We start from the raw sequence: 20,781 nt of genomic DNA on the forward strand, positions 1-20,781 counted from the left end.
ATATTGACTCACATTTGGAAGCGATTAATTAATGACTCAAAGCTACAGCCAGATCCAGAAGCAGATCCAGACCCTGCAACTCAAGGCCGAGAAACTGCGCGACAAGGAGATCGAGGGAGTGGTGGCGCGCATTCGGGTCGCCATTGAACATTACCGACTGACGCCTGAACAACTGTTCGCCAGACTCCCCGCCGAACAAAAGACTCGCCGGCCGGGCAAATCGGGGGCCCGCGTCGCACGCTATGCCGACGGAACGGGAAACACCTGGGGTGGCATCGGCAAGCGACCTGACTGGCTGCGCGAAGCTCTCGCCGCCGGGCGAGCACTCGAAGAGTTCGCGACCGGCGCCGCGGCAAAGCCCAATGGGCGCGCCAACGGCGTAAAGCCGAAGAAGTCGCGCGTTCTGTACCGCGACGATGCCGGCCACACCTGGAGCGGCATGGGGCCACGTCCGCGCTGGCTGAAAGAAGCACTCGAAGGCGGCAAGACATTGGAAGAAATGTCCGCCTGACCGCCTGATCTTCCGGCCACTCGGTCTTTCGGCCGAGCCCACTCCACCTTCTTGCGGATGGACAGCGGCGGGTTCGCTGTGCTGAACTCGCACACGCCGCAATAGCGCGGAGGCCAGGCGAGGGACCCCGCAATGGATGACGAACAACAACGCGCGACGGCATGGCTGTCGTGCGACCTGGCCGAGTTGGCTGACGAGTTGCGGCTTTACGAGCCGACTCATTCCAGAGCCGAACCTGACTTCGACGTCGTGATCGTCGGCAGCGGGTATGGCGGCGCCATGGCATTGAGCGAGCTTGCGGGCCATGGCATCAATGGAAGGCCCCTGCGCATCGCCATGCTCGAGCGCGGCAAGGAATATCTGGCCGGCGCTTTTCCTTCCCGAATGGCCGACTTGGCGGGCCATGTGCGTTTCAGCAGGGCCGGCACCGGTGCGGTGCATGGAGAGACTCCCGGGCTCTTCGACCTGCGCATCGGCGGCGACGTGAATGTGGTGTTGGCCAACGGGTTGGGGGGCGGCTCCCTGATCAATGCGGGCGTGATGGCCGCGCCGCTGCCAGAGGTCTTGCAGCATCCGCGTTGGCCCGATGGCATCCGTCAAGACGCGGCACTGCTCGCCGCGATGGCCGAAGTCAGCGAGCAACTGAAGTCGACTTCGAGCCAGGCATTTGCTGGTCGCGGTGCCTTGATGAGCCAACTCGGCGGCGGAGTGGCGCACCCGGTCGACGTCACGGTGGCGCAGCATGACGACACCACAAGAGGCATCCGGCATTGCACGGGCTGCCGTGCCTGCGCCACGGGCTGCAACGAACGCGCGAAGTTGTCGCTCGACGTCACATTGATGGCCGACGCCTGTGCGCGGCATCCGGCGCCACTTCGCATCGTGACCGGCGCGACAGTGACCACCTTCGCAAAGCTGGGCGATCACGACTGGAAAATTTCGGTGACGCACACGGACACCGGCTTGCGCCGCCACATTCGCGAACCCTACGCATTGCGCACCCGGTGCCTCATCGTTGCGGCAGGCGCGCTCGGTTCCACCGAGCTGCTCATGCGTTCCCGCAACAACAAGCTCGCGGTATCGGCCGTCCTGGGGGAGCGCTTTTCCACCAACGGGGACAACCTGAGCACCATCTATCGACACGCGGGCGCCACACCTTCGGCGGTCGATCAGGACGGACCGACCATCACGCGGATGATCGATCTGCGCGAAGAGCACAACCGGCTCAAGAAGGACGACAAGCCCGTCGTGATCCAGGACTTGGCGATTCCGGCCGCGCTGCGTCGACTGCTCGAGGAAACCGCCACCACGGTCGCCACCATCCGCTCGCTGACCAAGGCCGACTCGACCCGTTATGCAGGCACGCCGGACGAACCCGACAGCGCCGGCATCGACAAGGATGCGATCGACAACAGCCTGGTGGTTGCCGTCATCGGGCACGACAGCGCGAGCGGGCGCCTCTCGCTCCCTCCCGATGCGGCCGAAGGCACGAAGGGCAACAAGGGCACACCGAAGGGGACTCAAGGCACGCTTGGCGTGGTCTGGCCGGGAGTGCGCAAGGACCCGAGCTTCGAGCACCATCAGGACATCCTCGAACGTCTGGTGCACCAGCAACTGCCGGGCGCGGCGGTTCTGCCGAACCCGGCGTGGCGTCCGCTTCCGGACATGCTGGAGCAGCTTTTCGGCCCGGCTCGCGGACCGGTGTTGACGGTGCATCCGCTCGGAGGCTGCGCGATGGGCGAGTCTTCCGCGACGGGTGTGGTCGACGAACACGGCCGCGTCTTCGAATGCGATGCGAAGGGCGGCGTCCACAAGGGACTGGTCGTGCTGGACGGCTCGATCATGCCGACTTCGCTCGGCATCAATCCATCGTTGACCATTGCGACCTTGGCGCGTCGAGCCATCCGCCATCTGCGCACCGAATGGGGCTTTGTTGCATTGGATGCCGCAGTGGAGCCGCCGAAACCGCCGAAAGCGCCATCGACATGGAATCCGCTGCGGCCGGTGTTTACCTATCCGACCCCGCCGAAGCCGGCGCAGCCGACGTGCATCGAGATGACAGAGCAGATGAAGGGACGCGTGACCATCGACTGCAAGGGAAAGCCGGTGCCGCTGGACATGGAACTGACGCTCTGGTTCGAGCCGGCGGCGATTCCCGATCTCATCGCCGCGCGCTCCAAGCGGCAGATGGTCGTCGACCCCACGCGCAGCCGCGTGCGGCTCTTCACGCCTTCGCCGATCCTGCCTGCCGTCATTGAACTGGGTGCGCCGGCCAGGCAAGGCTCTCCAGCCAAAGACATGGTCCTCGAAGCGCCAGTTCAGGGCGAGCTGACCATGATGCGCCACTCGCCGTCGGGCCGGCTCTCCCGCACGCTGTCCGGACTGTGGTCGTGGTTTCGCAATCGCGGATTCCGCGACGCTTCGCAATCGGTGATCGACTGGTTTCGCGGGCGCCCGTCCAAGGGTCGCGCGAGCATCTGGACGCTGGTCAAGTCGGTCTTCAACCTGGCCTCTCGCGCAGCGGACACCCGTTTGCTCGAATATGACCTGCGGCTTCTCGAGCCAGCCCACGTTGCCAAAACGCTTGGCGATGCGAAATGGGAGGACGGACGCGTTCGCGCAGTCAAGCGGCTGACCTACGAGCGTGCTGCGAATCCCGCCAATCAATGGATGTATGCGGATCTGGTCGACTTTCCTCATCGGCATCGCTCCGACGAGCGCAAGCCGATCAGCGTCGATCTGCCCTACTTCGCGAGCGTCAACGTCCCGTTGGCGCGGGTGGTGTCGCAATCCGATCAGGCAAGCGCATTGGTCGACGTCGCATCGCTCTTGCTGTATGTGTCGCGCGTCATGCTGCCGCTGCATGCATGGTCGCTTCGTCTTCCGGATCGGCCGGAGCCGCGTGAAGCCAAGCGGCTGCCGGGCGCCATCGAAGGGTTGCCGCTGCCAGACATCGTGGAGCTTGCCGTCGATCGGCTCAGGGACGACACCCCCGTCCACCTGCGCCTGACGCGCTACGGGCCGGGCGCGAAGCACGGGGCCAACCCCGTGATCCTCATCCACGGCTACAGCGCCAGCGGCACGACCTTCGCCCATCCGCTGCTTCCGGGGGGCGGGCTTGCCGGCGCGCTGTTCCGCGACGGGCGCGATGTGTGGGTGCTCGATCTGCGCAGCAGCGCCGGCATGCCGACGGCGCGCGAGCCGTGGTTCTTCGAGCAAATGGGTTGCCAGGACATTCCCCTGGCAATCGACCATATCTGCCGCTGCACCGGTGCGCAGCGCGTGGACGTCGTCGCGCATTGCATGGGCGCGGCGATGCTGGCGCTGGGCCTCTTCGCGGAGAAGCTGGAGCCCGGCGTCGACCGCTTTCCGAAACTGCGTGCGGCGCTGCACCAGCGTCTGGGCTGGCTCGTACTGTCGCAGGTCGGCCCCGCGCTGGTCATGTCGCCGGCCAATATGGCTCGTGCCTATGTCATGCAGTGGCTGCGACAGTTCGTGAATCTGGGAAGCTTCGAGTTCACGCCCGAGAAGCCGGGTACGGCAGACGACATGGCCGACCGCCTGCTCGCGGCCGTGCCCTACCCGCAAGCAGATTTCTTTCGCGAGAACCCGATGTGGCCCCCGGGCGCACGCACCACCTGGGCGGCGGCCCGGCACCGCATGGACGCCCTGTATGGCGTCACCTTCAAGCTGGACGGCATGTCGGATGCAGTGCTCGAAGCCATCGACGATTTCTTCGGGCCGATGAACCTGCAGACGGTTGCGCAAGTCATTGCCTTCGCGCGCTACGGCATCGTCACTGACCGCCGCGGCGATGGCGCCTGCATGGTGCCGAGCCGGATCGCGGAGGTCTGGCGGACCAGGGACTCCACACACCGCACGCTGTGCCTGCACAGCACCGAGAACGGGCTCCTGGACATCGCGACACGCGAGAGGATGATCGACCTGCTCAATGACGCGCATTGCGCGGGGCAGTCGATCGAGTTCCGCGACATGGGCCACCAAGACAGCCTGATCGGTCGCCGTGCGCCGGCCGTCTATCGCGCCATCTGCCAATTCTTGTCCAAGGAATCGAGCTATGACGACCAACCCCGCGTTGACCCCTCGGCGGCTGCTGCGCAAGATGCTGCCGCCGAGGTCCTTCGCTGCGCCGCCAATTCTTGAGAGCGACGGCAAGCTCACATTCCGGGCGAGCTTCGACCAGCGCAATGGGGTGCCGACGTCGGCGGTCCTCATGCCGGTAGTGGTGCACCAGGATCAATGGAAGATCCTGAAGGAAGGACAGCCCGTCGACCTGCGCGACATCCGGCGAATCGGCGCCGAAGCGGTCATGGCGGACGTTCTTGCCGACGGCGCAACCGTGACCACGACCCTCTCCTGGCCTTCCGGCACCGATCGTGCCGTGCTCCTGCTGATTCATCCGCAGACGAAGGTCGACGTGGAGATCGCGAGCGATCAGGACTTCGACGAGATCGTCGATCACAAGGAAGCCATTTCGCTCGAAAGCGGCGTCGTCACACGCCGGGGATCGGGAGCGGACGTGCCCAACACGCATGCAGCATTCGCCGTCAGCAGCTGCCAGTACCCTGCCGGCATGCTCGACGGCAGCGTGAGAGTGCGCAGCCGCGCACTGGACGATCGCTACATCGGACCCGCAGAGCGCTCGCTGTGGCGGCTGGGCGAGCGCCTGGAGAACGACGAGTCGATCCGCTTCACCGTGCTGACGGGCGATCAGGTGTACGTCGACCGCACGGCAGGCTTGTTCGATCCGAGCAAGCTGCTCGAACGGCTTGCCTTTGCATACGAAGCCTTCATGCTCAACGCCGGGCTGCAGCGCGTACTGCGCGTTGCCGGCGCCGAGATCTTTCCCATGCTCGACGACCACGAGGTCTCGGACAACTGGGAGCCCCGGCCGCGGGGCTTCGGGCACGACGAGATCCAGGACGAGATCAAGCAGAGCCGCCAGGCGTATGTCGCGCGCCAACGCAGCATGTGGCCGAAGTCGACCCACGACGAGTCGCCCAGCAAGGACCAGCTGTGGGTCAGCAGGCAGGTGCATGGATACCCGTTCTTCTTTGCCGACGCGCGCACGCAGCGAACGGGCCGGACCATCGAAAACCTGAAGGACGCCACCATCCTCGGCACAGGCCAATCCGACAACCTGCACACGTGGATCAAAGGCCAGCGCGCCTCGGACGGACCCAGCTTCGTGGTCTCTTCATCGATCCTGCTGCCGCGCTACCTGTCGATGCAGAAGTGCGGAGTCACGAGCGCATGCCACGCTGTCGCCCTGCAGACGGATTCGTGGGCGGGATACCCCAAGTCGCTGCACGATCTGCTGGCGTGGGTGTATGACGCCGAAGCGCATCGCATCGTCTTCCTTTCGGGCGACGAGCATCTGTCCTGCCTCGCCACGATCAAGATCGAACGCCTCGACGTGCCGGGCAAGTGCGTGACCGTTCATTCCATTCACAGCTCGGCGCTGTATGCGCCTTATGCGTTTGCCAATTCAAAGGTGGAAGATTTCGCGTCGCCTGACTGCTTCGAGTTCGAACAGGATGATCAGGATGACCACAGCGGCAAGCGGCGGCGATTCCGGTGCAGCGTCGAAACCTTCTTTCCGCGCACCGGTGACGGCTTCGCAATCGTCAGGCCTTGCCCGACGGGTGCCTCGTCCTGGCGGCTCGATGTGGATTTCGATGGTGCGGACGGGCAGGCGCGGCGGTCAATCCACCTTTGATCGCTCAGTGCGCGACCGATTCCACGGCGCGGCCCATGGCCTGGATCAGCTGTACGCCATCGACGGGCTTGTAGAGCACCGTGATCCCGGCTTTTCGCGCGTCGGCAATGCGCCGCGGTTCGGTCTCGCCGGTGATCATCAAGCCCGGCGCATCGCAGCCACGGCGCTTCAATGCCTCCCATGCGTCAAGGCCCGATGCGTTGTCGCGCAAGCGAAAGTCGATGAGCAGCACGTCGGGCGAGAAGCCCCCTGCGTGAATCTGCTCGGCTTCCTGTTGGTCGCTAGCCGAACGCACTTCCCAGCCGAGCGTGTCCAGCAAGGTGGTCAACGATTCCCGAATCTCGGGCTCGTCGTCGATGAAAAGAACCCGTCTGCGAACGCTGGTCGGATCGAATGCCGAATCGGCCCGATTGACTTCGGGGCCGACCCGCGCGGGTGACGGTATGCGCGGCAGCGAAATCTCGAAGACCGCGCCCTGGCCCGGCGCACTGTTCATCTTGACGCTGACTCCCAGCAGGTCGGAGATGCGCCGCACGATGGCGAGCCCGAGCCCCAAACCGCGGCTGCGATTGCGTTCCGGATTGCCGCCCTGGTAGAACTCCTCGAAAACATGCGCCTGCGCCTCGACCGGAATGCCCGGCCCGGTGTCGGACACGCGGATGCAAACTCTTTCCTCGTGCGCGCCGTCCGCGAATGCCTCGATCGATACATGGCCTTCACGCGTGAACTTGATGGCGTTGCCCACCAGGTTCTGCACGATGCGGCGCAGCAGCGCGACATCGGTCCGCACCCAGAGGCCTTTGTGATGCCCGCCGAGGCATCGAAGGTCGAGGCCGGCGGCATTCGCCACCGGCGTGAACGTTTCGCCCGTGTGGGCCAGCAACTGCATCACGTCGACTTCCTGCGACTCGGCACGCACCGCACCGGCGTCGAGCTTGGAGACTTCAAGCAGGCTGTCGAGCAGCGAACTGCTTTCCGACAGGGCGCGGCGAATGCCCTGCCCTACTTTGTCCAGCATCTCGTCGCCGCTCAGCCGTGCGAGTTCCTGCACTGTCGCCGCGTTGTACGACAGCGCCGTCAAGGGCTGACGCAGGTCGTGGCTGGCCGCGGCAAAAAACCGGGTCTTGGCTTCGCTCGCTTTTTCAGCCCGGTCGCGCTCGCGCCGAAGCGACTCGGACAGCGTGACGAGAGTCACCAGCGTTCGCCCCTCATCGCGCACATAAAAGGTGAGCACCGTGAACAGAAGAAGAAGCAGCGTCGCAATGGCCGTGCCGTCGATGGTGCCGCGCGTCAGCCATGCGATCGACAAGGTGCCCCCGATGATCGCCGCCCATCCAACATAGGTACGCAAATGCCCGGTCACAGGCGAGATCGCGCCGACCGCGCTGCCGACGAAGATCATCGTCAGGATGTAGTGCAGTTCACTCACGGGTCGCGCAAAGATCATCAACACCACCGAGGCGCGGACTACGGCCAGTCCCACCATGGCGGCGGCCGAGCGCGAGAGCCATTGCGCCGGCGTCACGCGGCCCGGCTGCCCAAGCCACAGCAAATAGATGACCCGCGCCACGTGCGCCGCCGCCATGACGGCGAACCAGATCCATGCATAGACGCCGAGCCCCGCTTGCAGGGCCACCCACGTGACGAAGGCGTCCGCGATGATGAGCGGCCCCAGAAGGCGGCGCAACTGCTGCATCGACAGGCGCGCCTGCTCCGCTTCGACGAGCGGCCTGAGTTCCGCGGCCGGAAGGCCGACGCTCGCGTCAGTGATCACCTGCACCCCTGACGCGAGCCTCGTGCGCCGCTTCTCCTCGCTTGTGTACGCCCACGATCTGAAGAATGGCTCGCACGTGCGTCTTCACCGTGGTGTCCGAAATGTCGAGATCCCGCGCGATCTGCTTGTCCGAGGTGCCCCGCATCAGCGCACGAAAGACCTCCGCCTGGCGGGGGGTCAACTCCGGGTAGAGCGCCTCGACATCGATCGGATGCACGACGCCGCTGGGCGGCCCTTCTCCTGCGCGGCCCGGGTGGCGCTGCGGACGGCTGATGCCGCCTCGCAAGGCGACACGCACTGCGTCGAGCAGCGCCGCGGGATCAGCGCCCTTGGAGACGTAGCCGGCCGCTCCGAGGGCGAGCGCCCGGTCCATGACGACGTCGCGGTCGTCGCCCGAGACGACGATGATGGGCGTATGGCTGTTTGTCTCGCGCAGCGCACGGATGGAGCGCTCGCCATCGTGCGTGCCGAGCCACCAGTCGAGCAGGACGAGTTCATAGGGAAAGGTTTCGATCAGCCGCTTGGCGCTGTCGAGATCGCGCGCCTTGTCCAGGGACGCGTCCGGCATGATCAATTGAAGCAGAAGCTCGAAGGAGTCGCCGACGAGTTGATGGTCTTCAATCCAGAGCGCGCGCATTTCAGATGTCTCCAGGGCTGCCTGCAACGCCGGCCAAATGTCCCAGAAGCCGCGGCAGCCGGAACGCAGCCTGGGAATCGCGCCAGACTACCACTTTGCAAATGCCGCCGGGGTCCTTCTTTTGGAGGAGCGGGCCCCTTGCGCGGAGAGGTGCGCTTCAGGTGATCAGGTCGTGCGAGCGCGCGAAATCCAGCAGTTCGCCGGGCGTGGAGATGCCGAGCTTCTCGAACAGGCGGGCCTTGAAGGTGCTGACGGTCTTGTGGCTGATGACGAGCGCATCGCCGATTTGGCGGTGGCTCATTCCGCGCGCCAATTGCTGCAGCACGGTGAGTTCGCGGTCGGTCAAGCTCGACAGGGGCAACCCACCGCTTTTCCGGAGCGCCAGGATGGCGGAATGCGGAAATACGCTGTAGCCCTCCATGAGCGATTTGGCGGCGTTGCGTACCATTCGCATGTCCTCGCTCTTGCTGAGGAAGGCGCCGGCACCCGCGCGCAATGCATGCCTTGCCAAAATGCCTTCATGCTGTGCCGTGAGCACCAGGATCTTGATGGCGGGATGCTCGCTCCGGATGTGCCCGATGAGAGCGAGACCGCTCATTTCCGGGGAGAGGTCCAGATCGAGGATGACCAGATCCGGCATCTTCTCTTGAATCATCGGCAGAGCGGCCGGTCCGGAATGCGGGGTGCCGATGACTTCGAATTCACCATCAGATTCGATCGTCGCCTTGACCGCAAAGCAAATCGCGGGATGGGCATCGACCACCACAACTGAGTACATGTCGCTTCCTTAGGCTCGCGCCGTTCAACGGTCGATGACTTGTGCGCCGCAAAATGCTTCGCACTGCCGCCTCCACGTCCTGTGAGGCGCCCTGGATTTTTTCACGACCCGAACTTCGAGATGCGTCTTCGCCGCTATGGAAACTGCCTTATTCCAATCAGAATTTTCTGATTCTCTCGGCCGCCATCAAGGTTTGCCGCGGCGATTCAAGGGCACACCCGGTGCCGTCGGTGCGTCGGCGTCGGCCTTCCCTTGGCCGATATTCACCAGCAGGCCTTGCATGGTCAGCATGCGCAGCGCCTCGACCTGCGTGAACTCCTGGTCCGTTGCGATGAACCGCATCTCGTAGCCGCCCAGGCGAATGGCGTCGCCGTGCGCGAGGACCTGGCTCTCGATCCGAATGTCGTTCACGTACGTACCGTTTCGGCTGCCGAGGTCGGTGATGGTGACGAAGGCCTGTTCCACCGCGATCACCGCATGGTCGCGGCTCGCCTGCGCGGAGTCGATGACCACGTCGTTGGCGAGGCCGCGGCCGATCTTGTTGTCGAGCGGAACGAGCTGCACCTGCCGGCTCTCGCCGGTCGCGGTCATCATGAGGAGCATCGGCATGGCGTCGACCTCAACAGAAGCGGGTTCCGCAGTCAGCAGGAACGAAAGCGAAGGTGTTCATGAGCCCTTGAGAATGTTGCGTCAACCAGACTATCGGCCGCCGAAGCCAATGCTGAAGGCCCGCAGCCCGCAGCCGTGCCCCATTTGTGGAATTCGGCCTACGCCGAATCGGCCTGTCCGGGGTGATTTCCGCGCAGGCTCGCCTCGTAGTTTCGTCCCATGACGGACGTTCGCAAAGGCCAGGCACCGGGGCAGCTCGAGCGCGAAGAGTTCCACGAGCGCTTTATGGATTCGTACCGTGATCCCGCATTCAACGCCGAAGCCGAGGCGCTGGGGCGCCTTGAGGCCGTCGCCTGGAAGGCTTACGCGGAGGGGCGCAAGAGTCCGGTCACCCGCAAGGCGGGCGCTGGATTTGCAGACCCCGAGTACGAGCTTTCAGTCGAATGGCTGGCGGCAAGCGAGCGCATCCAAAAGGCGCAGACTGAATGGGGCAATCCGGCGACGCCTTCGCGCGTCCTGCTCGTCAACGGCTCGCCGCGAAACGACGGCACCTGTCCCGGTGAGATGTCGAAAACGCATCGACTGCTGCAGTTCGCGCGCGAAGTGCTCGAAGGCCAGCAGATTCACACGGACGTGCTCGACCTGAGCATGCTTACATCCGAGTACGGGCGGAAGATCCACCCCTGCAAAGGCTGCGTGGCGACGGCCATGCCGCTGTGCCACTGGCCTTGCAGCTGCTACCCGAATCATTCGCTGCGGCAGACGGGCGACTGGATGAACGAGATCTTCGAACGCTGGGTTGCGGCGCACGGCGTGATCCTCTTCACGCCGACCCACTGGTATCAGGCCACCAGCGCGCTCAAGCTCATGATCGATCGCCTGGTGTGTGCGGACGGCGGCAATCCCGATCCCACATCCACGCACGGCAAGAAGCCCGAAGAAGCCAAGGAACTGGAGCTCAAGGGATGGAACTACCCCAAGCATCTGAAAGGCCGCGCCTATGGCGTGGTCGTGCATGGGGACGTGGCCGGCATTGAAAGCCTGCGGCGCAATCTCAGTGACTGGCTCGACTGGATGGGCCTGGTCGATGCCGGCGCCGTAGCACGGCTCGATCGGTACGTCGGCTACTACGAACCCTATGCAACCAGCCACCAGGCGCTGGACCGAGACCACGGCTTGCACGAGGAAGTCCGGAACGTCGCGCGTGCAGTGGCTCGCACCGTCGAGCAGCTGCGAACGGGGCAGTTGAAACCCCCAGGTTCGGGGCTCCGGGACCCGCGGCCCAAGTGAAAACAGGGCGGATTTCACGAACCCGCGCGGTAGGCGAATTCACCTTCCAGTTACATGGCGTTACCATCGCCGCATCCTGAACAGAGTTAGTTGCCCCGCGCGTCGTTTGTTCAGCCGATTGGACTGAGCAAGAACTGCGAGCGGACGCTTGAAGAAGAAGAAGAGATCCCTGAGCCGGTGCGGACTGACCGCCACCTTGGCGTTTGCAGCGGCCACGGCCGTCGCCCCATCCGCCGCCGCACATGCAGGCTCCGCAGAAGTGCAATTCGACATCACGCGCTTCCAGGTCGAAGGCAATACGTTGCTTCGGGCTTCGGAAATCGACAGGCGCGTCGTTCCACTCCAGGGCCCGGGCCGCACGTATGGCGACGTGCAACTGGCCGTCGAGGCACTGCAAGACGCCTACCGACAGGCGGGCTACAGCACCGTCGCCGTGGGGTTGCCCGAACAGGAACTGACGGGCGGCGTAGTTCGCATCAAGGTGACCGAAAGCGTGATCGCGTCGGTCACCGTCGTCGGCAACCAGCATTTTGGCGCCGACAACATCCGCGCCAGCATCACGCCGCTGCAAGTGGGGCAGCCGCCGAGGCTGCGCGCGATTTCGGAATCGCTCCAGCTTGCCAACGACAACCCGGCCAAACAGATCGGCGTGACGCTGGCGGAGGGCGCCACGCCCGGCACCATCGATGCGAAGGTTGCCGTCAACGACTACCGCCCGCTTCGCGTGATCGCGACGGTCGACAACACGGGAGTGCCATCGACCGGCACATGGCGCACCGGCATCGCTCTCCAGCACGCCAATCTTTTCGACCGGGACCAGGTCGGAACGCTCGCCTATACCACCTCGCCCGACAAGCCCGAGGGCGTGCGGATGGACCTCTACTCATTGGGCTATCGCATTCCGTTTTACGGAGCGGGCGACAGCCTGGATTTCATCTACGGCAAGTCGAACACCAATTCGCCGGCCGCTTCGCCGACGCTCGGCGGCGTGCTTGGCTTCACCGGCAAGGGCAACGTGTACGGCATGGGCTGGAACCATTTTCTCGGCCGTGACGGTGAAAGCTCCGCCAAGCTGGTGCTCAGCCTGAACCACAAGAACATCGACTCGCGCTGCAACATCGGCGGCGAGGAGATCAGCATCGAAGGGCCAACCCCGCCTATCGCCTCTTGCGTGCCTTATCAGACGACGCCGCTGAGCCTGAGCTATGTCGGCCAGCGCGACGGGATCGACCAGAGCCTGAGCTACACGGCTGGCGTGTGGCGCAACATCCCGACCGGCAGCCGCTACACCAACGTCGACGGGCGGGTCGACCGCTATTCGTATCTCACCTCCGGCAACCGCGACACCATCGACGGCTTCATGGCCGTCAACGGAGCGGTCGCCTTCAACAGGGCATTGGCGGGCGGCTGGCAGATGCGCCTGGCGGCAACGGGGCAGTACACCTCTTCGCCCTTGGTGAGCAGCGAACAGTTTTCGCTGACCGGCGCGACGCTGGTGCGCGGCTTCGAGGAGCGCGCGGTGGTGGCCGACAGCGGCCTCGTCGTCAACGCGGAAATCTACACGCCGGAACTGGCAGGGTGGGCCGGCATCACGGGCCAATGGCGGATGCTCGCGTTTCTCGACGCCGGGCACGGCAGCAACAACCGCGCGGATGGCGTCTCCGTGCCGAGCACGGTCAATGTGTCGAGCGTCGGCATCGGCACGCGCTATGCCTGGACGCGCGACTTCAATTTGCGACTGGACGTGGCTCGCGTGCTCGACCCAGGCACTGCGCCGAACGAGAAGCGCGGCGACTGGCGTGCACAGTTTCTCGCGGTGCTGGCGTACTGAAGACAACAAGTCGACAAGAAGAAAAAGGAAAGATCCCAATGCGCTGCTTCAGACTCCGTCATCTGCCGTTCGTCATCGCCACGCTCTGCGCCGCAACCAGCCCGCCGCTGTGGGCGCAGGTGCAACCCGGCGCGCTGCCGACGGGCTGGAACGTCACCTCCGGCAACGCCACCATCTCGCGAAACGGCACCACGCTCAACATCAACCAGACGAGTTCGCGAGCGCTGGTGAACTTCCAGACCTTCAACGTGGGCTCGGGTGCCGTTGTCGACATTCGCCAGCCGGGCGCGCAATCCGCGCTGCTGGCGCGTACGACCGGCGGCAACGCTTCGCAGATCGACGGGCAGATCAAGGCCAACGGCGCTCTGTGGCTCATCAATCCCGCCGGCATCATGGTGGGCGCAGGTGCGCGCATCGATGTGGGCACCTTCGTCGCCAGCACGCTGGGCGTGAGCGACAGCGACTTTCTCGCAGGCCGGCTCACCTTCAAGAGCGGCGCCATGGCGGGCGAGGTGCGCAATGCGGGCACCATCAACGCGGCCAGGGGCGGCAGCATCTACCTGGTGGCGCCGAGCGTGGTCAACACGGGCGCGCTGAACGCGCCGAATGGCGAAGTGCTGCTGGCCGCCGGGCAAAACGTGCAACTGATGGACACCGGAACGCCCGGCGTTTCCGTCGAGATCACCGGCACTCCGGGAGAGGTGAAGAATCTCGGACGCATCGTTGCCGAAGCGGGACGCATCGGCCTTGCGGCCGGCCTGGTGACCAACAGCGGAGAGATCCATGCCGACAGTGCGGTGAGCGAGGGCGGGCGCGTTTTTCTTCGCGCATCGGGCGACGTGAAAACATCGGCTGCATCGGACATCAGCGCCAACGGCACCACGGGTGGGCGCGTGGAATTGATCGCCGACGGCGCCGCATCGATCGACGGCAGGGTCGCAGCCACGGGCAGCGCAGGCAAGGGAGGCTACATCGACACTTCGGGCCATCGCTCCCTGGACGTCGTCAACGCGCCGGTGGTGGGCCGGGGCGGAGAGTGGCACATCGATCCGTTCAACATCGACATCGTGGAGTCCGGCCCGACGTCAGGCATGGACGGCGCGCTCGTTTCCAACGAGTCCGGCGCGCGGATCAGTGCCGGCACCATCGCAGCGCAGCTCGATCAGGGCGCCAACGTGAGCATCACCACGGGCACGGGAGATCCGAGCGTCGATTTGACGCACGGCGACATCACAGTCTCGGCCGCCATCACGAAGGCGGGCAGTGCCTCTTCGGCACTCACGCTCAACGCCAGCAACAACATCACCATCAATGCGCCGATCACCAGCGTCAACAGTGCGCTCGGGCTGAACCTCAACAGCAACTACCAGGCCAACTATCCCGCTGACGATCATGCGGTGAAGCTCAACGCAAACCTGGATCTGCACGGAGGCGTGCTCAACGTGTCGGAAGGCTTGGGCGGCAATGGCAACGGCACGCTCGACATCGGCGCCGGAACGACTTCCCTGGGCATGGTGACGTCCTCGATCAACGCAGCCACTGTCAACGTGCTGCCGAACGCCACCTTGGCGATCTACCGCACCGGGTCCGCGCTGACAGGGAGCTTGAACAACGGCGGCACGGTGGTGGTCGCCTCCCCGGGACCGGCGGCTCTCGACCACGGCGGTACGCATACGGGCGAGTTCTACGTCGCGCCGGGAGCGGGGCTGTCGATGTCGGGCGGCCAGACTTTCAACCCCGGGACCTCTTTCACCGGAAGCGGCACTGTGGAGTGGGCCGGCGAGGTCGCGATCGGCACTTCCCTGCTCTTCGTCAGCGGCGGCAATGCGCTCGTATTGCACGACACCGACATGTGGGGCCTTGGCTCCAGCATGCTGTCGACGCGGGGCGCAGGCGTGGTGGTCGATGGCCGCGTTGCGCTGCACGGCTCGGCCGCCTGGACCAACGGCACGAGCGTGGCGGTCGTGGGCAACGGCGCAATTTCATCGTCCGACGAAGGCACGCGCTTTCAGAATGACGGGATCATCACCACTTCCGGGACCGAGACCTATGTCTTGCGCGGCGCCGGAGGCGCGATTTCCAACTTCGTCAACAACGGCAGCCTGGTCAAGACGAGTGCGGTGGATCAGGTCTACACGGGCTTTGGCAGCACCGCAAGCAGCGTGGTGCGCTCGGAGGCCGGTTCGCTCAGCGTGACGAGTGCGCAATTCGATGGGCAAGTCCAGGTCGCGGGCGGCGCGCAAGTCACGCTCGACAACGTAGCGCTGAACAGCCATGCCTCCTTTTTCGGCGCAGGCACGATGGTGTGGCAAAACTACATCACGCTGACGGGCGCCGTGGACGTCGGCGCCGGCGCACCCGAGCTGTCGCTGGGGCCGAACACGGTGATCAATGGGCAGGGCAATGTGCTCACCACGCGCAATCTGGTGCATGCGGACGGGGCGCAGGTCACCTTGCTCGATCAATCGGTCTGGAACAACCTCGGAACCCTGAGCGTCGGTCCGGCAAGCACATCGGCGTTGATCCTGCAGGACGGGGGCAGCTTCAACAACCAGGCCGGCGGGAAGGTGCTCATCAACCAGGGGTTGCTCGATGCGACCTTCGACGAGGCGCACATCAACAATGGCGCCATCGTGCTCCAGGGCGGCGGTACGCTGCGCACGGGCGGCACGGACATCTACAACAACGGCAGCATCAGTGGCAGCGGCACGCTTGCGATGGGCGGCGCCAACGGCGGCACGCTGTTCAACAACGGCATCGTGGCGCCAGGCACGAGTGCCGCGGTCGGCACGCTGTCCGTGCAGGGCAACTATCGTCAGGGCAGCAGCGGCGTGCTCGACGTGAAGCTGGGCGGACTGGGCGCCGGCGAGTTCGACTTGCTCGACGTCGACGGCTCTGCGCGCCTCGGGGGCACGCTGCAGGTCCATGCCCTCGGGACTTTTGCGCCGGCGAACTCGGGGTCTGCGGACTTCGTGGTCGCGCGCGGCGGCAACAATACCGGCGCCTTCGATCAAGTGGTGGCGTCGGCCGTCTCGTACCCTGCCGGTGTGGCGACGCTGGCGGTCAGCTATCCCGCACAAGGCACCGCCGCGGCGCGCGTGACGGCGACCGTCGTCCCGTCTTTGAATGCGTGCATCGCCAATCCGTCCGCCGCCGGTTGTGCGAGCGTCCTGCCGTCGTTGCCGACCTGCATCGCAGCACCGGAGACGGTGGGTTGTTCGGCAGTGTTGCCGTCGGTGGCCCTCTGTACGGTAAGTCCCGGATTGGCGGGCTGCCAGGTGGTTCTCCCGCCGACAACACCGACACCGACACCGACACCGACACCGACGCCTACGCCTACGCCTACAGAGCCAGCAGCGCCAACAACGACAACGACAGCACCCTCGCCTGACATCTGCACCATCGCGCCGGATTCAGCGCTCTGTCAGGTGCTGGCACCGCCGATCGCATCCGCATCCGCGAAGCCGGCCGTGCAGGCGTCCAATCAAGTCATCAATACGATCAACACAATATTGGCGCCGCCCTCGTCCAGCAGTACGAGCGACGACGGCAAGGGCCCGGACAAGGCCACGACCAAGGCAGCGGACAAGAGCGACACCAAAGAGCTTGCCTCCGCGGACAAGTCCGGCACCAAGAACGAGCCCGTCAAAAAGATGTACTGCAATTAAGGAGCAACGCATGAATCCAAACAGCCTTCTTCGCTTGCCTCTTGCTGCCCTGTTGTTCTCGGCCCACGCTGTGTTCGCTCAGGCAGTCGGTACGGTCACCGACCTGTCGGGCATGCTGGTTTCGAGAGCGTCCGACGGCACGAGCAGGGTGCTTGCCGTGAACTCGCAAGTACGCGAGGGTGACACGCTCTCGACCCAGCGCGACAGCTACGCCCGGATCGTCTTCAAGGACGACGCCGAAGTGCTGCTGGAGCCCGATTCGATGCTGGTCGTCACCCGCTACACCTACGACGCCGACAAGCCGCAGCAAGACAAGGTCGAACTCGGTCTGGCGCAAGGCGGCGTTCGCACTTCCGCCGGCAAGCTCGCACGCCGCAGCACGGAAGCGACGGTGATCAACACGCCCGTGGGAGTGCTCCAGGGGAGCGCCAGCATGGTCGTGTCCCTGACTCCGCCCCGTCCCTGATTGCCGAGAGAGAAAACCATGAACAAGTTGCTGATCGTCCTGATGTTCGGATGGCAGTGGGCAGCGGCCTCGGCCCAGGTGGCGCCCCCGTCTGCGCCGCGTGCTCCAGGGCTCTACGTGCAAGTCCTCGACGGCCTGATCCATGTCACCAATCCGGCCGGCACGACAAGCTTCGCGGCGGGGCAGTTCGGCTTCACGCCATCTCAGGTGAAGCCCCCGGTCGTCTTGCCAGTCAATCCTGGCATTCGTTTCACGCCTCCGCCTTCTTTCGTTCCGGTGTCAGGAAATCCATCAACCTCGCCCGCAAAGTCCAACACGGTGGATTGCGAAGTGCGATAAAGATGGAGACAGAGATAGGCGCCGCCCCGGCGCACAATGCGCCAGGAGGCTGAACCCATGAGTCCCATCCTGGTCGGGCTGATCGTGCTTGCCTGCACCTTTTGCGGTGCGCTCGCGGGCATGGTGCTCCACCGGAAGCTGCCAGCGCACCACAAGGCAGAGAACTCCAGAGATGTCGTCAAACTGGTCCTGGGCTTGATCGCGACCATCTCCGCGCTCGTCATGAGCCTGCTCATCGCGACGGCGCATTCGGCTTACGTCACGCAAGAGTCGGAAGTGCAGGCGCTCGGAATTCACATCGTCCAGCTCGACCGCGTGTTTGCGGGCTATGGGCCCGGTGCGGCGCTAGCGCGAAACATGTTCCGCGGACTGGTCGCGGCCAGGCTCGAACAGACATGGCCGAATCGTGGAGAAGCCAAGGCGAGTCCCGAAGCCTCCCGCGCCACGCGCGAACAGAACGAGGCGCTCATCGAGCATGTGGTCAACATGCAACCATCGACGGACAGCCAACTCTTTGCAAAGACCCGTGCCCTGCAGCTCCTCACCGAAATAGGCGATGAGCGGCAGCTGCTGCACGAACAGGCCGGCGGCTCCATTTCATGGCCGTTCCTCGTGGTGCTGGTGTTCTGGCTGGTGGTCCTGTTCGTGGGCTTCGGCTTTCTCAGCCGCAGCAACGGGACTGTGCTGGTCGCGCTCTTCGTTGGATCGCTTTCCGTGGCGGGCGCGATTTTCCTGGTGCTGGACATGAACCAACCCTTCAGCGGACTGATGCATATCTCCAATGCGCCGCTTCGCATTGCGCTGGAGACGATCGGCCGGTAGGCCTCTGATACAGCGGCCCGCAGTCAGTCGCCTTCACAGACCACCCGCGCTTCGTGAACCAGATGGTCGCGCACCAGCGCCAAGCCTTCGTCATCCTCGCTCACGCCGCGCAGCGCCTGCACCATGTCGGCGTAGTCCAGCGCCAGCAGCATGCGGATCCCGTAGCACTGGGATTGGGAGAACTGGCCAAGTGCAGTCAGCGCCTCGAGCTTTCGGGTCGCCTCGTTGGGCGCCAAGAGGTTCAGTTCGATCAGCTCGAGCACATGGCTGATCTGCTCGGCGTTCAGGATCTGCGAATCGGACGGCATGAGGGTTCCTTTCGGGGTGTCGCCTCAGTCTCAGCCGCACAACTTAAGCGGCGCTGAAAACGCCTGCGTCATCGCTCAGCGCGCGTGGGCCTCCGCCCATCGCACGATGTCGGCGGCGCCCATGGCGCCCGCCTGCCGGGCAACTTCGCGCCCGCCCTTGAAGAGCGCCAGTGTGGGAATGCTGCGAATCCCGAAGCGCGCGCCCAGGGCCGGCACCGCCTCCGTGTCGACTTTCGCCAGGCGGATGTTCGGCTCCAGCCGCGCGGCCGCCTGCTCGAAGCCAGGGGCCATCTGGCGGCATGGCCCGCACCACGGCGCCCAGAAATCGACGAGCACCGGAATCTCGTTGCGCGCGATGTGGCGGTCGAACGCCGCTTCGTCGAGCGCCGTCGAGCGCCCCTCGAAAAGCGGCCGGTGGCAATTTCCGCAATCGGGCGCGCTGCCGAGTTGTTCGCGCTTGACCCGGTTCGTGGTGTTGCAGTGCGGGCAGACGATGTGCAGCGATTCATTCATGGCAGTTCCTTCGGCATGGCCTCGATCCGGTTGACCTGAGGGCTTCCGCGCCGTTTTGCAAGGTCTGAAGGGTCACTCGATCCGTGGCAGCATGACGCTTCCCCGTTCCGAGAGGAGCAGCACCGCAATGCGAAGTCGAAGCCACCTGAATGCCGCGATCTTCTGCGCCGCTTGCGTGGCCAGTGCGACCGCGTCCGCCCAGCAGCCACCCGATGCCGCCAACGCCCAGCAGCGCTATGAGCGAGCCATCGCCTATTGCAACAACTCGAATTTGCCGCGTCCGGAGCGCGACGCCTGCGTGCGGGATGCCGGAAGGGCCTTCGATCGCGCTCGCGGCGGCGGCCCGGCGCCCAACTCGCCGCCCCCGCAGACGAACGACAACACCATCACTTCACCCGATGGCCGATCGACGATCGTGCTGCCCGCCGGAGGCTCCAAGCCTGTGCAGCAATGAGCCTTGCTACGACGCACGGGTAGCTTTCGGCACGTTTCGGGCAACCATGTCTTCCTCCTTGAGCGCGCCCATGCGCTCGAATATCAGGTCGTGCAGCGCCTGCGCGGCGAGCGAAAGACTGCCTTCTCGCCGTTGCACAAGATGAATCGTGCGACTCAGTCCCCTGGCGGAGATCGGCCGGGTCAACAGCGACTCGCGTTGAAAGTGAAAGAGCGTCAGCGTCGGCACGACACTGATCCCGACGCCTGCTTCGATCAGGCCCGTCACGGTCGCCAGGTGTTCGACTTCGAAGACGGTGTTCAGTCGCAACGGATGAAGCGCTGCGTCGAGCGCCTGGCGCACGCTGCTGTTCCGGGTCATCTGGATGAACGGAAAAGGCGCGAGTTGCCGGGGCAACAGGCGTGCGACCTTGGCCAGGGGATGATCGCTCCGGCACACGAGATGAAACCGGTCGCTGCATAGCCTGGCGCTGCGCAGATCGGCTGCCGGCGCCGAATGCATGCTGCCGGCCGAAAGCGCGAAATCGGCTCGATGATCGCGAACATGTGCAATGCACGCATCCGAAAGTGCATCGTGCAACTCGACGGCGATGCCCGGCCACGCCTGCATGAACTCCGCGAGGATGGCAGGCAACCAGCCGGCCGCGAGCGACGGCAAAGCCGCAACACTCACGCGGCCCTTTTTCAGCGCCACCCGATCGCTCAAGTCGCTGATCAGGTCCTGCATGTCTTCGAGCAAGCGCCTTGCCGAGCCCTCGAACTGGCGCCCTTCGGGCGTCAATTGCACGCTGCGGGTGTCGCGGTCGAAAAGCCGCGCGCCGACCGCGTCCTCCAACGTGCGAATGAGCGCGCTGAAGGCCGGCTGCGACAGATGGCAACGCTGAGCGGCCCGTGTGAAATTGCGCTGCTCCGCCAGCGCCGTGAACGCGCGGAGTTGGCGAGTCGATAAATCGGCGGGCCGCATGATTATTTGAAACTCCAATGAACTGATTCGAACTTTCGATTTTGCAGATAACCGGCGTAGCCGTAAATTGCGGGCACC

The 20,781-nt window shown here is 64.7% G+C and carries 17 protein-coding genes; 10 read left to right on the forward strand and 7 right to left on the reverse strand.

From position 1 onward, the window contains the following. The first annotated feature begins 31 nt into the window (after positions 1 to 31). The 3 genes from AC1DEK_RS23215 to AC1DEK_RS23225 all read left to right on the forward strand — a co-directional run bounded on the left by AC1DEK_RS23215 (position 32) and on the right by AC1DEK_RS23225 (position 6,251). Positions 32 to 511, forward strand: a complete 480-nt coding sequence (locus AC1DEK_RS23215; RefSeq protein WP_478127651.1) for an H-NS family nucleoid-associated regulatory protein — start codon at positions 32 to 34, stop codon at positions 509 to 511. Positions 512 to 643: 132 nt separating this feature from the next. Further along, entirely contained in the window at positions 644 to 4,675 is a 4,032-nt protein-coding gene (locus AC1DEK_RS23220; protein WP_478127652.1) for a GMC oxidoreductase, read from the forward strand. Then, positions 4,590 to 6,251 (forward strand): alkaline phosphatase D family protein, encoded by a 1,662-nt coding sequence (locus tag AC1DEK_RS23225; RefSeq protein ID WP_478127653.1) that lies wholly within the window; start codon positions 4,590 to 4,592, stop codon positions 6,249 to 6,251. Before AC1DEK_RS23220 ends, AC1DEK_RS23225 begins: the two co-directional genes overlap by 86 nt. Before the next feature lie 4 nt (positions 6,252 to 6,255). On the opposite strand, the gene AC1DEK_RS23230 is transcribed toward AC1DEK_RS23225, so the two are convergent. From AC1DEK_RS23230 to AC1DEK_RS23245, 4 genes are all read right to left on the reverse strand, one after another. Then, entirely contained in the window at positions 6,256 to 8,025 is a 1,770-nt protein-coding gene (locus AC1DEK_RS23230; RefSeq protein WP_478127654.1) for a sensor histidine kinase, read from the reverse strand. After that, positions 8,015 to 8,662, reverse strand: coding sequence for a response regulator (locus tag AC1DEK_RS23235; RefSeq protein WP_478127655.1), 648 nt, complete (start codon positions 8,660 to 8,662; stop codon positions 8,015 to 8,017). Before AC1DEK_RS23235 ends, AC1DEK_RS23230 begins: the two co-directional genes overlap by 11 nt. A gap of 157 nt (positions 8,663 to 8,819) precedes the next feature. Next, positions 8,820 to 9,440 (reverse strand): response regulator, encoded by a 621-nt coding sequence (locus AC1DEK_RS23240; RefSeq protein ID WP_478127656.1) that lies wholly within the window; start codon positions 9,438 to 9,440, stop codon positions 8,820 to 8,822. A gap of 186 nt (positions 9,441 to 9,626) precedes the next feature. Further along, the gene (locus AC1DEK_RS23245; protein WP_478127657.1) at positions 9,627 to 10,049 is read right to left on the reverse strand and encodes an FHA domain-containing protein; all 423 of its coding nucleotides are present in this window, start codon (positions 10,047 to 10,049) and stop codon (positions 9,627 to 9,629) included. Positions 10,050 to 10,268: 219 nt separating this feature from the next. On the opposite strand from AC1DEK_RS23245, the gene AC1DEK_RS23250 reads away from it, so the two are divergent. The 6 genes from AC1DEK_RS23250 (at position 10,269) to AC1DEK_RS23275 (ending at position 18,465) form a co-directional block, all read left to right on the forward strand. Then, a complete protein-coding gene (locus tag AC1DEK_RS23250; protein WP_478127658.1) occupies positions 10,269 to 11,339 on the forward strand; it encodes a flavodoxin family protein in 1,071 nt (356 codons plus the stop codon). 259 nt (positions 11,340 to 11,598) lie between these two features. After that, complete coding sequence (locus AC1DEK_RS23255) at positions 11,599 to 13,170, forward strand: ShlB/FhaC/HecB family hemolysin secretion/activation protein (protein WP_478127659.1); 1,572 nt, start codon at positions 11,599 to 11,601, stop codon at positions 13,168 to 13,170. A 38-nt stretch (positions 13,171 to 13,208) separates the two neighbouring features. Continuing rightward, positions 13,209 to 16,838, forward strand: a complete 3,630-nt coding sequence (locus tag AC1DEK_RS23260) for a two-partner secretion domain-containing protein (protein ID WP_478127660.1) — start codon at positions 13,209 to 13,211, stop codon at positions 16,836 to 16,838. A 10-nt stretch (positions 16,839 to 16,848) separates the two neighbouring features. Beyond that, a complete protein-coding gene (locus AC1DEK_RS23265) occupies positions 16,849 to 17,304 on the forward strand; it encodes a FecR domain-containing protein (RefSeq protein ID WP_478127661.1) in 456 nt (151 codons plus the stop codon). An 18-nt stretch (positions 17,305 to 17,322) separates the two neighbouring features. After that, positions 17,323 to 17,643: a hypothetical protein gene (locus AC1DEK_RS23270; protein WP_478127662.1), complete on the forward strand. Its 321-nt coding sequence runs from the start codon at positions 17,323 to 17,325 to the stop codon at positions 17,641 to 17,643. A 57-nt stretch (positions 17,644 to 17,700) separates the two neighbouring features. Further along, the gene (locus AC1DEK_RS23275; protein WP_478127663.1) at positions 17,701 to 18,465 is read left to right on the forward strand and encodes a bestrophin-like domain; all 765 of its coding nucleotides are present in this window, start codon (positions 17,701 to 17,703) and stop codon (positions 18,463 to 18,465) included. Between the two features lie 23 nt (positions 18,466 to 18,488). Here AC1DEK_RS23275 and AC1DEK_RS23280 read toward each other — a convergent pair whose 3' ends face one another. Together AC1DEK_RS23280 and trxC are read right to left on the reverse strand one after the other, a co-directional pair. After that, on the reverse strand, positions 18,489 to 18,773 hold the full coding sequence (locus AC1DEK_RS23280; protein WP_478127664.1) for a hypothetical protein: 285 nt from the start codon (positions 18,771 to 18,773) through the stop codon (positions 18,489 to 18,491). Positions 18,774 to 18,848: 75 nt separating this feature from the next. Beyond that, positions 18,849 to 19,286, reverse strand: a complete 438-nt coding sequence (gene trxC, locus AC1DEK_RS23285; protein WP_478127665.1) for a thioredoxin TrxC — start codon at positions 19,284 to 19,286, stop codon at positions 18,849 to 18,851. 127 nt (positions 19,287 to 19,413) lie between these two features. Between trxC and AC1DEK_RS23290 the strand changes: the two genes are divergently transcribed. Further along, positions 19,414 to 19,740: a hypothetical protein gene (locus AC1DEK_RS23290; protein WP_478127666.1), complete on the forward strand. Its 327-nt coding sequence runs from the start codon at positions 19,414 to 19,416 to the stop codon at positions 19,738 to 19,740. 6 nt (positions 19,741 to 19,746) lie between these two features. Here the strand turns inward: AC1DEK_RS23290 and AC1DEK_RS23295 are convergent, their stop codons facing one another. Next, entirely contained in the window at positions 19,747 to 20,703 is a 957-nt protein-coding gene (locus tag AC1DEK_RS23295) for a LysR family transcriptional regulator (protein ID WP_478127667.1), read from the reverse strand. Positions 20,704 to 20,781: the final 78 nt, after the last annotated feature.

The sequence above is a fragment of the Variovorax sp. 10N420 genome (assembly GCF_056394705.1).

Excerpts from the sequence above, each read along its gene's own strand:
- AC1DEK_RS23215 (WP_478127651.1), top strand. The coding sequence starts at position 32 with ATGACTCAAAGCTACAGCCAGATCCAGAAGCAGATCCAGACCCTGCAA.
- AC1DEK_RS23220 (WP_478127652.1), top strand. The coding sequence starts at position 644 with ATGGATGACGAACAACAACGCGCGACGGCATGGCTGTCGTGCGACCTG.
- AC1DEK_RS23225 (WP_478127653.1), top strand. The coding sequence starts at position 4,590 with ATGACGACCAACCCCGCGTTGACCCCTCGGCGGCTGCTGCGCAAGATG.
- AC1DEK_RS23235 (WP_478127655.1), bottom strand. The coding sequence starts at position 8,662 with ATGCGCGCGCTCTGGATTGAAGACCATCAACTCGTCGGCGACTCCTTC.
- AC1DEK_RS23240 (WP_478127656.1), bottom strand. The coding sequence starts at position 9,440 with ATGTACTCAGTTGTGGTGGTCGATGCCCATCCCGCGATTTGCTTTGCG.
- AC1DEK_RS23245 (WP_478127657.1), bottom strand. The coding sequence starts at position 10,049 with ATGCCGATGCTCCTCATGATGACCGCGACCGGCGAGAGCCGGCAGGTG.
- AC1DEK_RS23250 (WP_478127658.1), top strand. The coding sequence starts at position 10,269 with ATGACGGACGTTCGCAAAGGCCAGGCACCGGGGCAGCTCGAGCGCGAA.
- AC1DEK_RS23260 (WP_478127660.1), top strand. The coding sequence starts at position 13,209 with ATGCGCTGCTTCAGACTCCGTCATCTGCCGTTCGTCATCGCCACGCTC.
- AC1DEK_RS23265 (WP_478127661.1), top strand. The coding sequence starts at position 16,849 with ATGAATCCAAACAGCCTTCTTCGCTTGCCTCTTGCTGCCCTGTTGTTC.
- AC1DEK_RS23270 (WP_478127662.1), top strand. The coding sequence starts at position 17,323 with ATGAACAAGTTGCTGATCGTCCTGATGTTCGGATGGCAGTGGGCAGCG.
- AC1DEK_RS23275 (WP_478127663.1), top strand. The coding sequence starts at position 17,701 with ATGAGTCCCATCCTGGTCGGGCTGATCGTGCTTGCCTGCACCTTTTGC.
- AC1DEK_RS23280 (WP_478127664.1), bottom strand. The coding sequence starts at position 18,773 with ATGCCGTCCGATTCGCAGATCCTGAACGCCGAGCAGATCAGCCATGTG.
- trxC (WP_478127665.1), bottom strand. The coding sequence starts at position 19,286 with ATGAATGAATCGCTGCACATCGTCTGCCCGCACTGCAACACCACGAAC.
- AC1DEK_RS23290 (WP_478127666.1), top strand. The coding sequence starts at position 19,414 with ATGCGAAGTCGAAGCCACCTGAATGCCGCGATCTTCTGCGCCGCTTGC.
- AC1DEK_RS23295 (WP_478127667.1), bottom strand. The coding sequence starts at position 20,703 with ATGCGGCCCGCCGATTTATCGACTCGCCAACTCCGCGCGTTCACGGCG.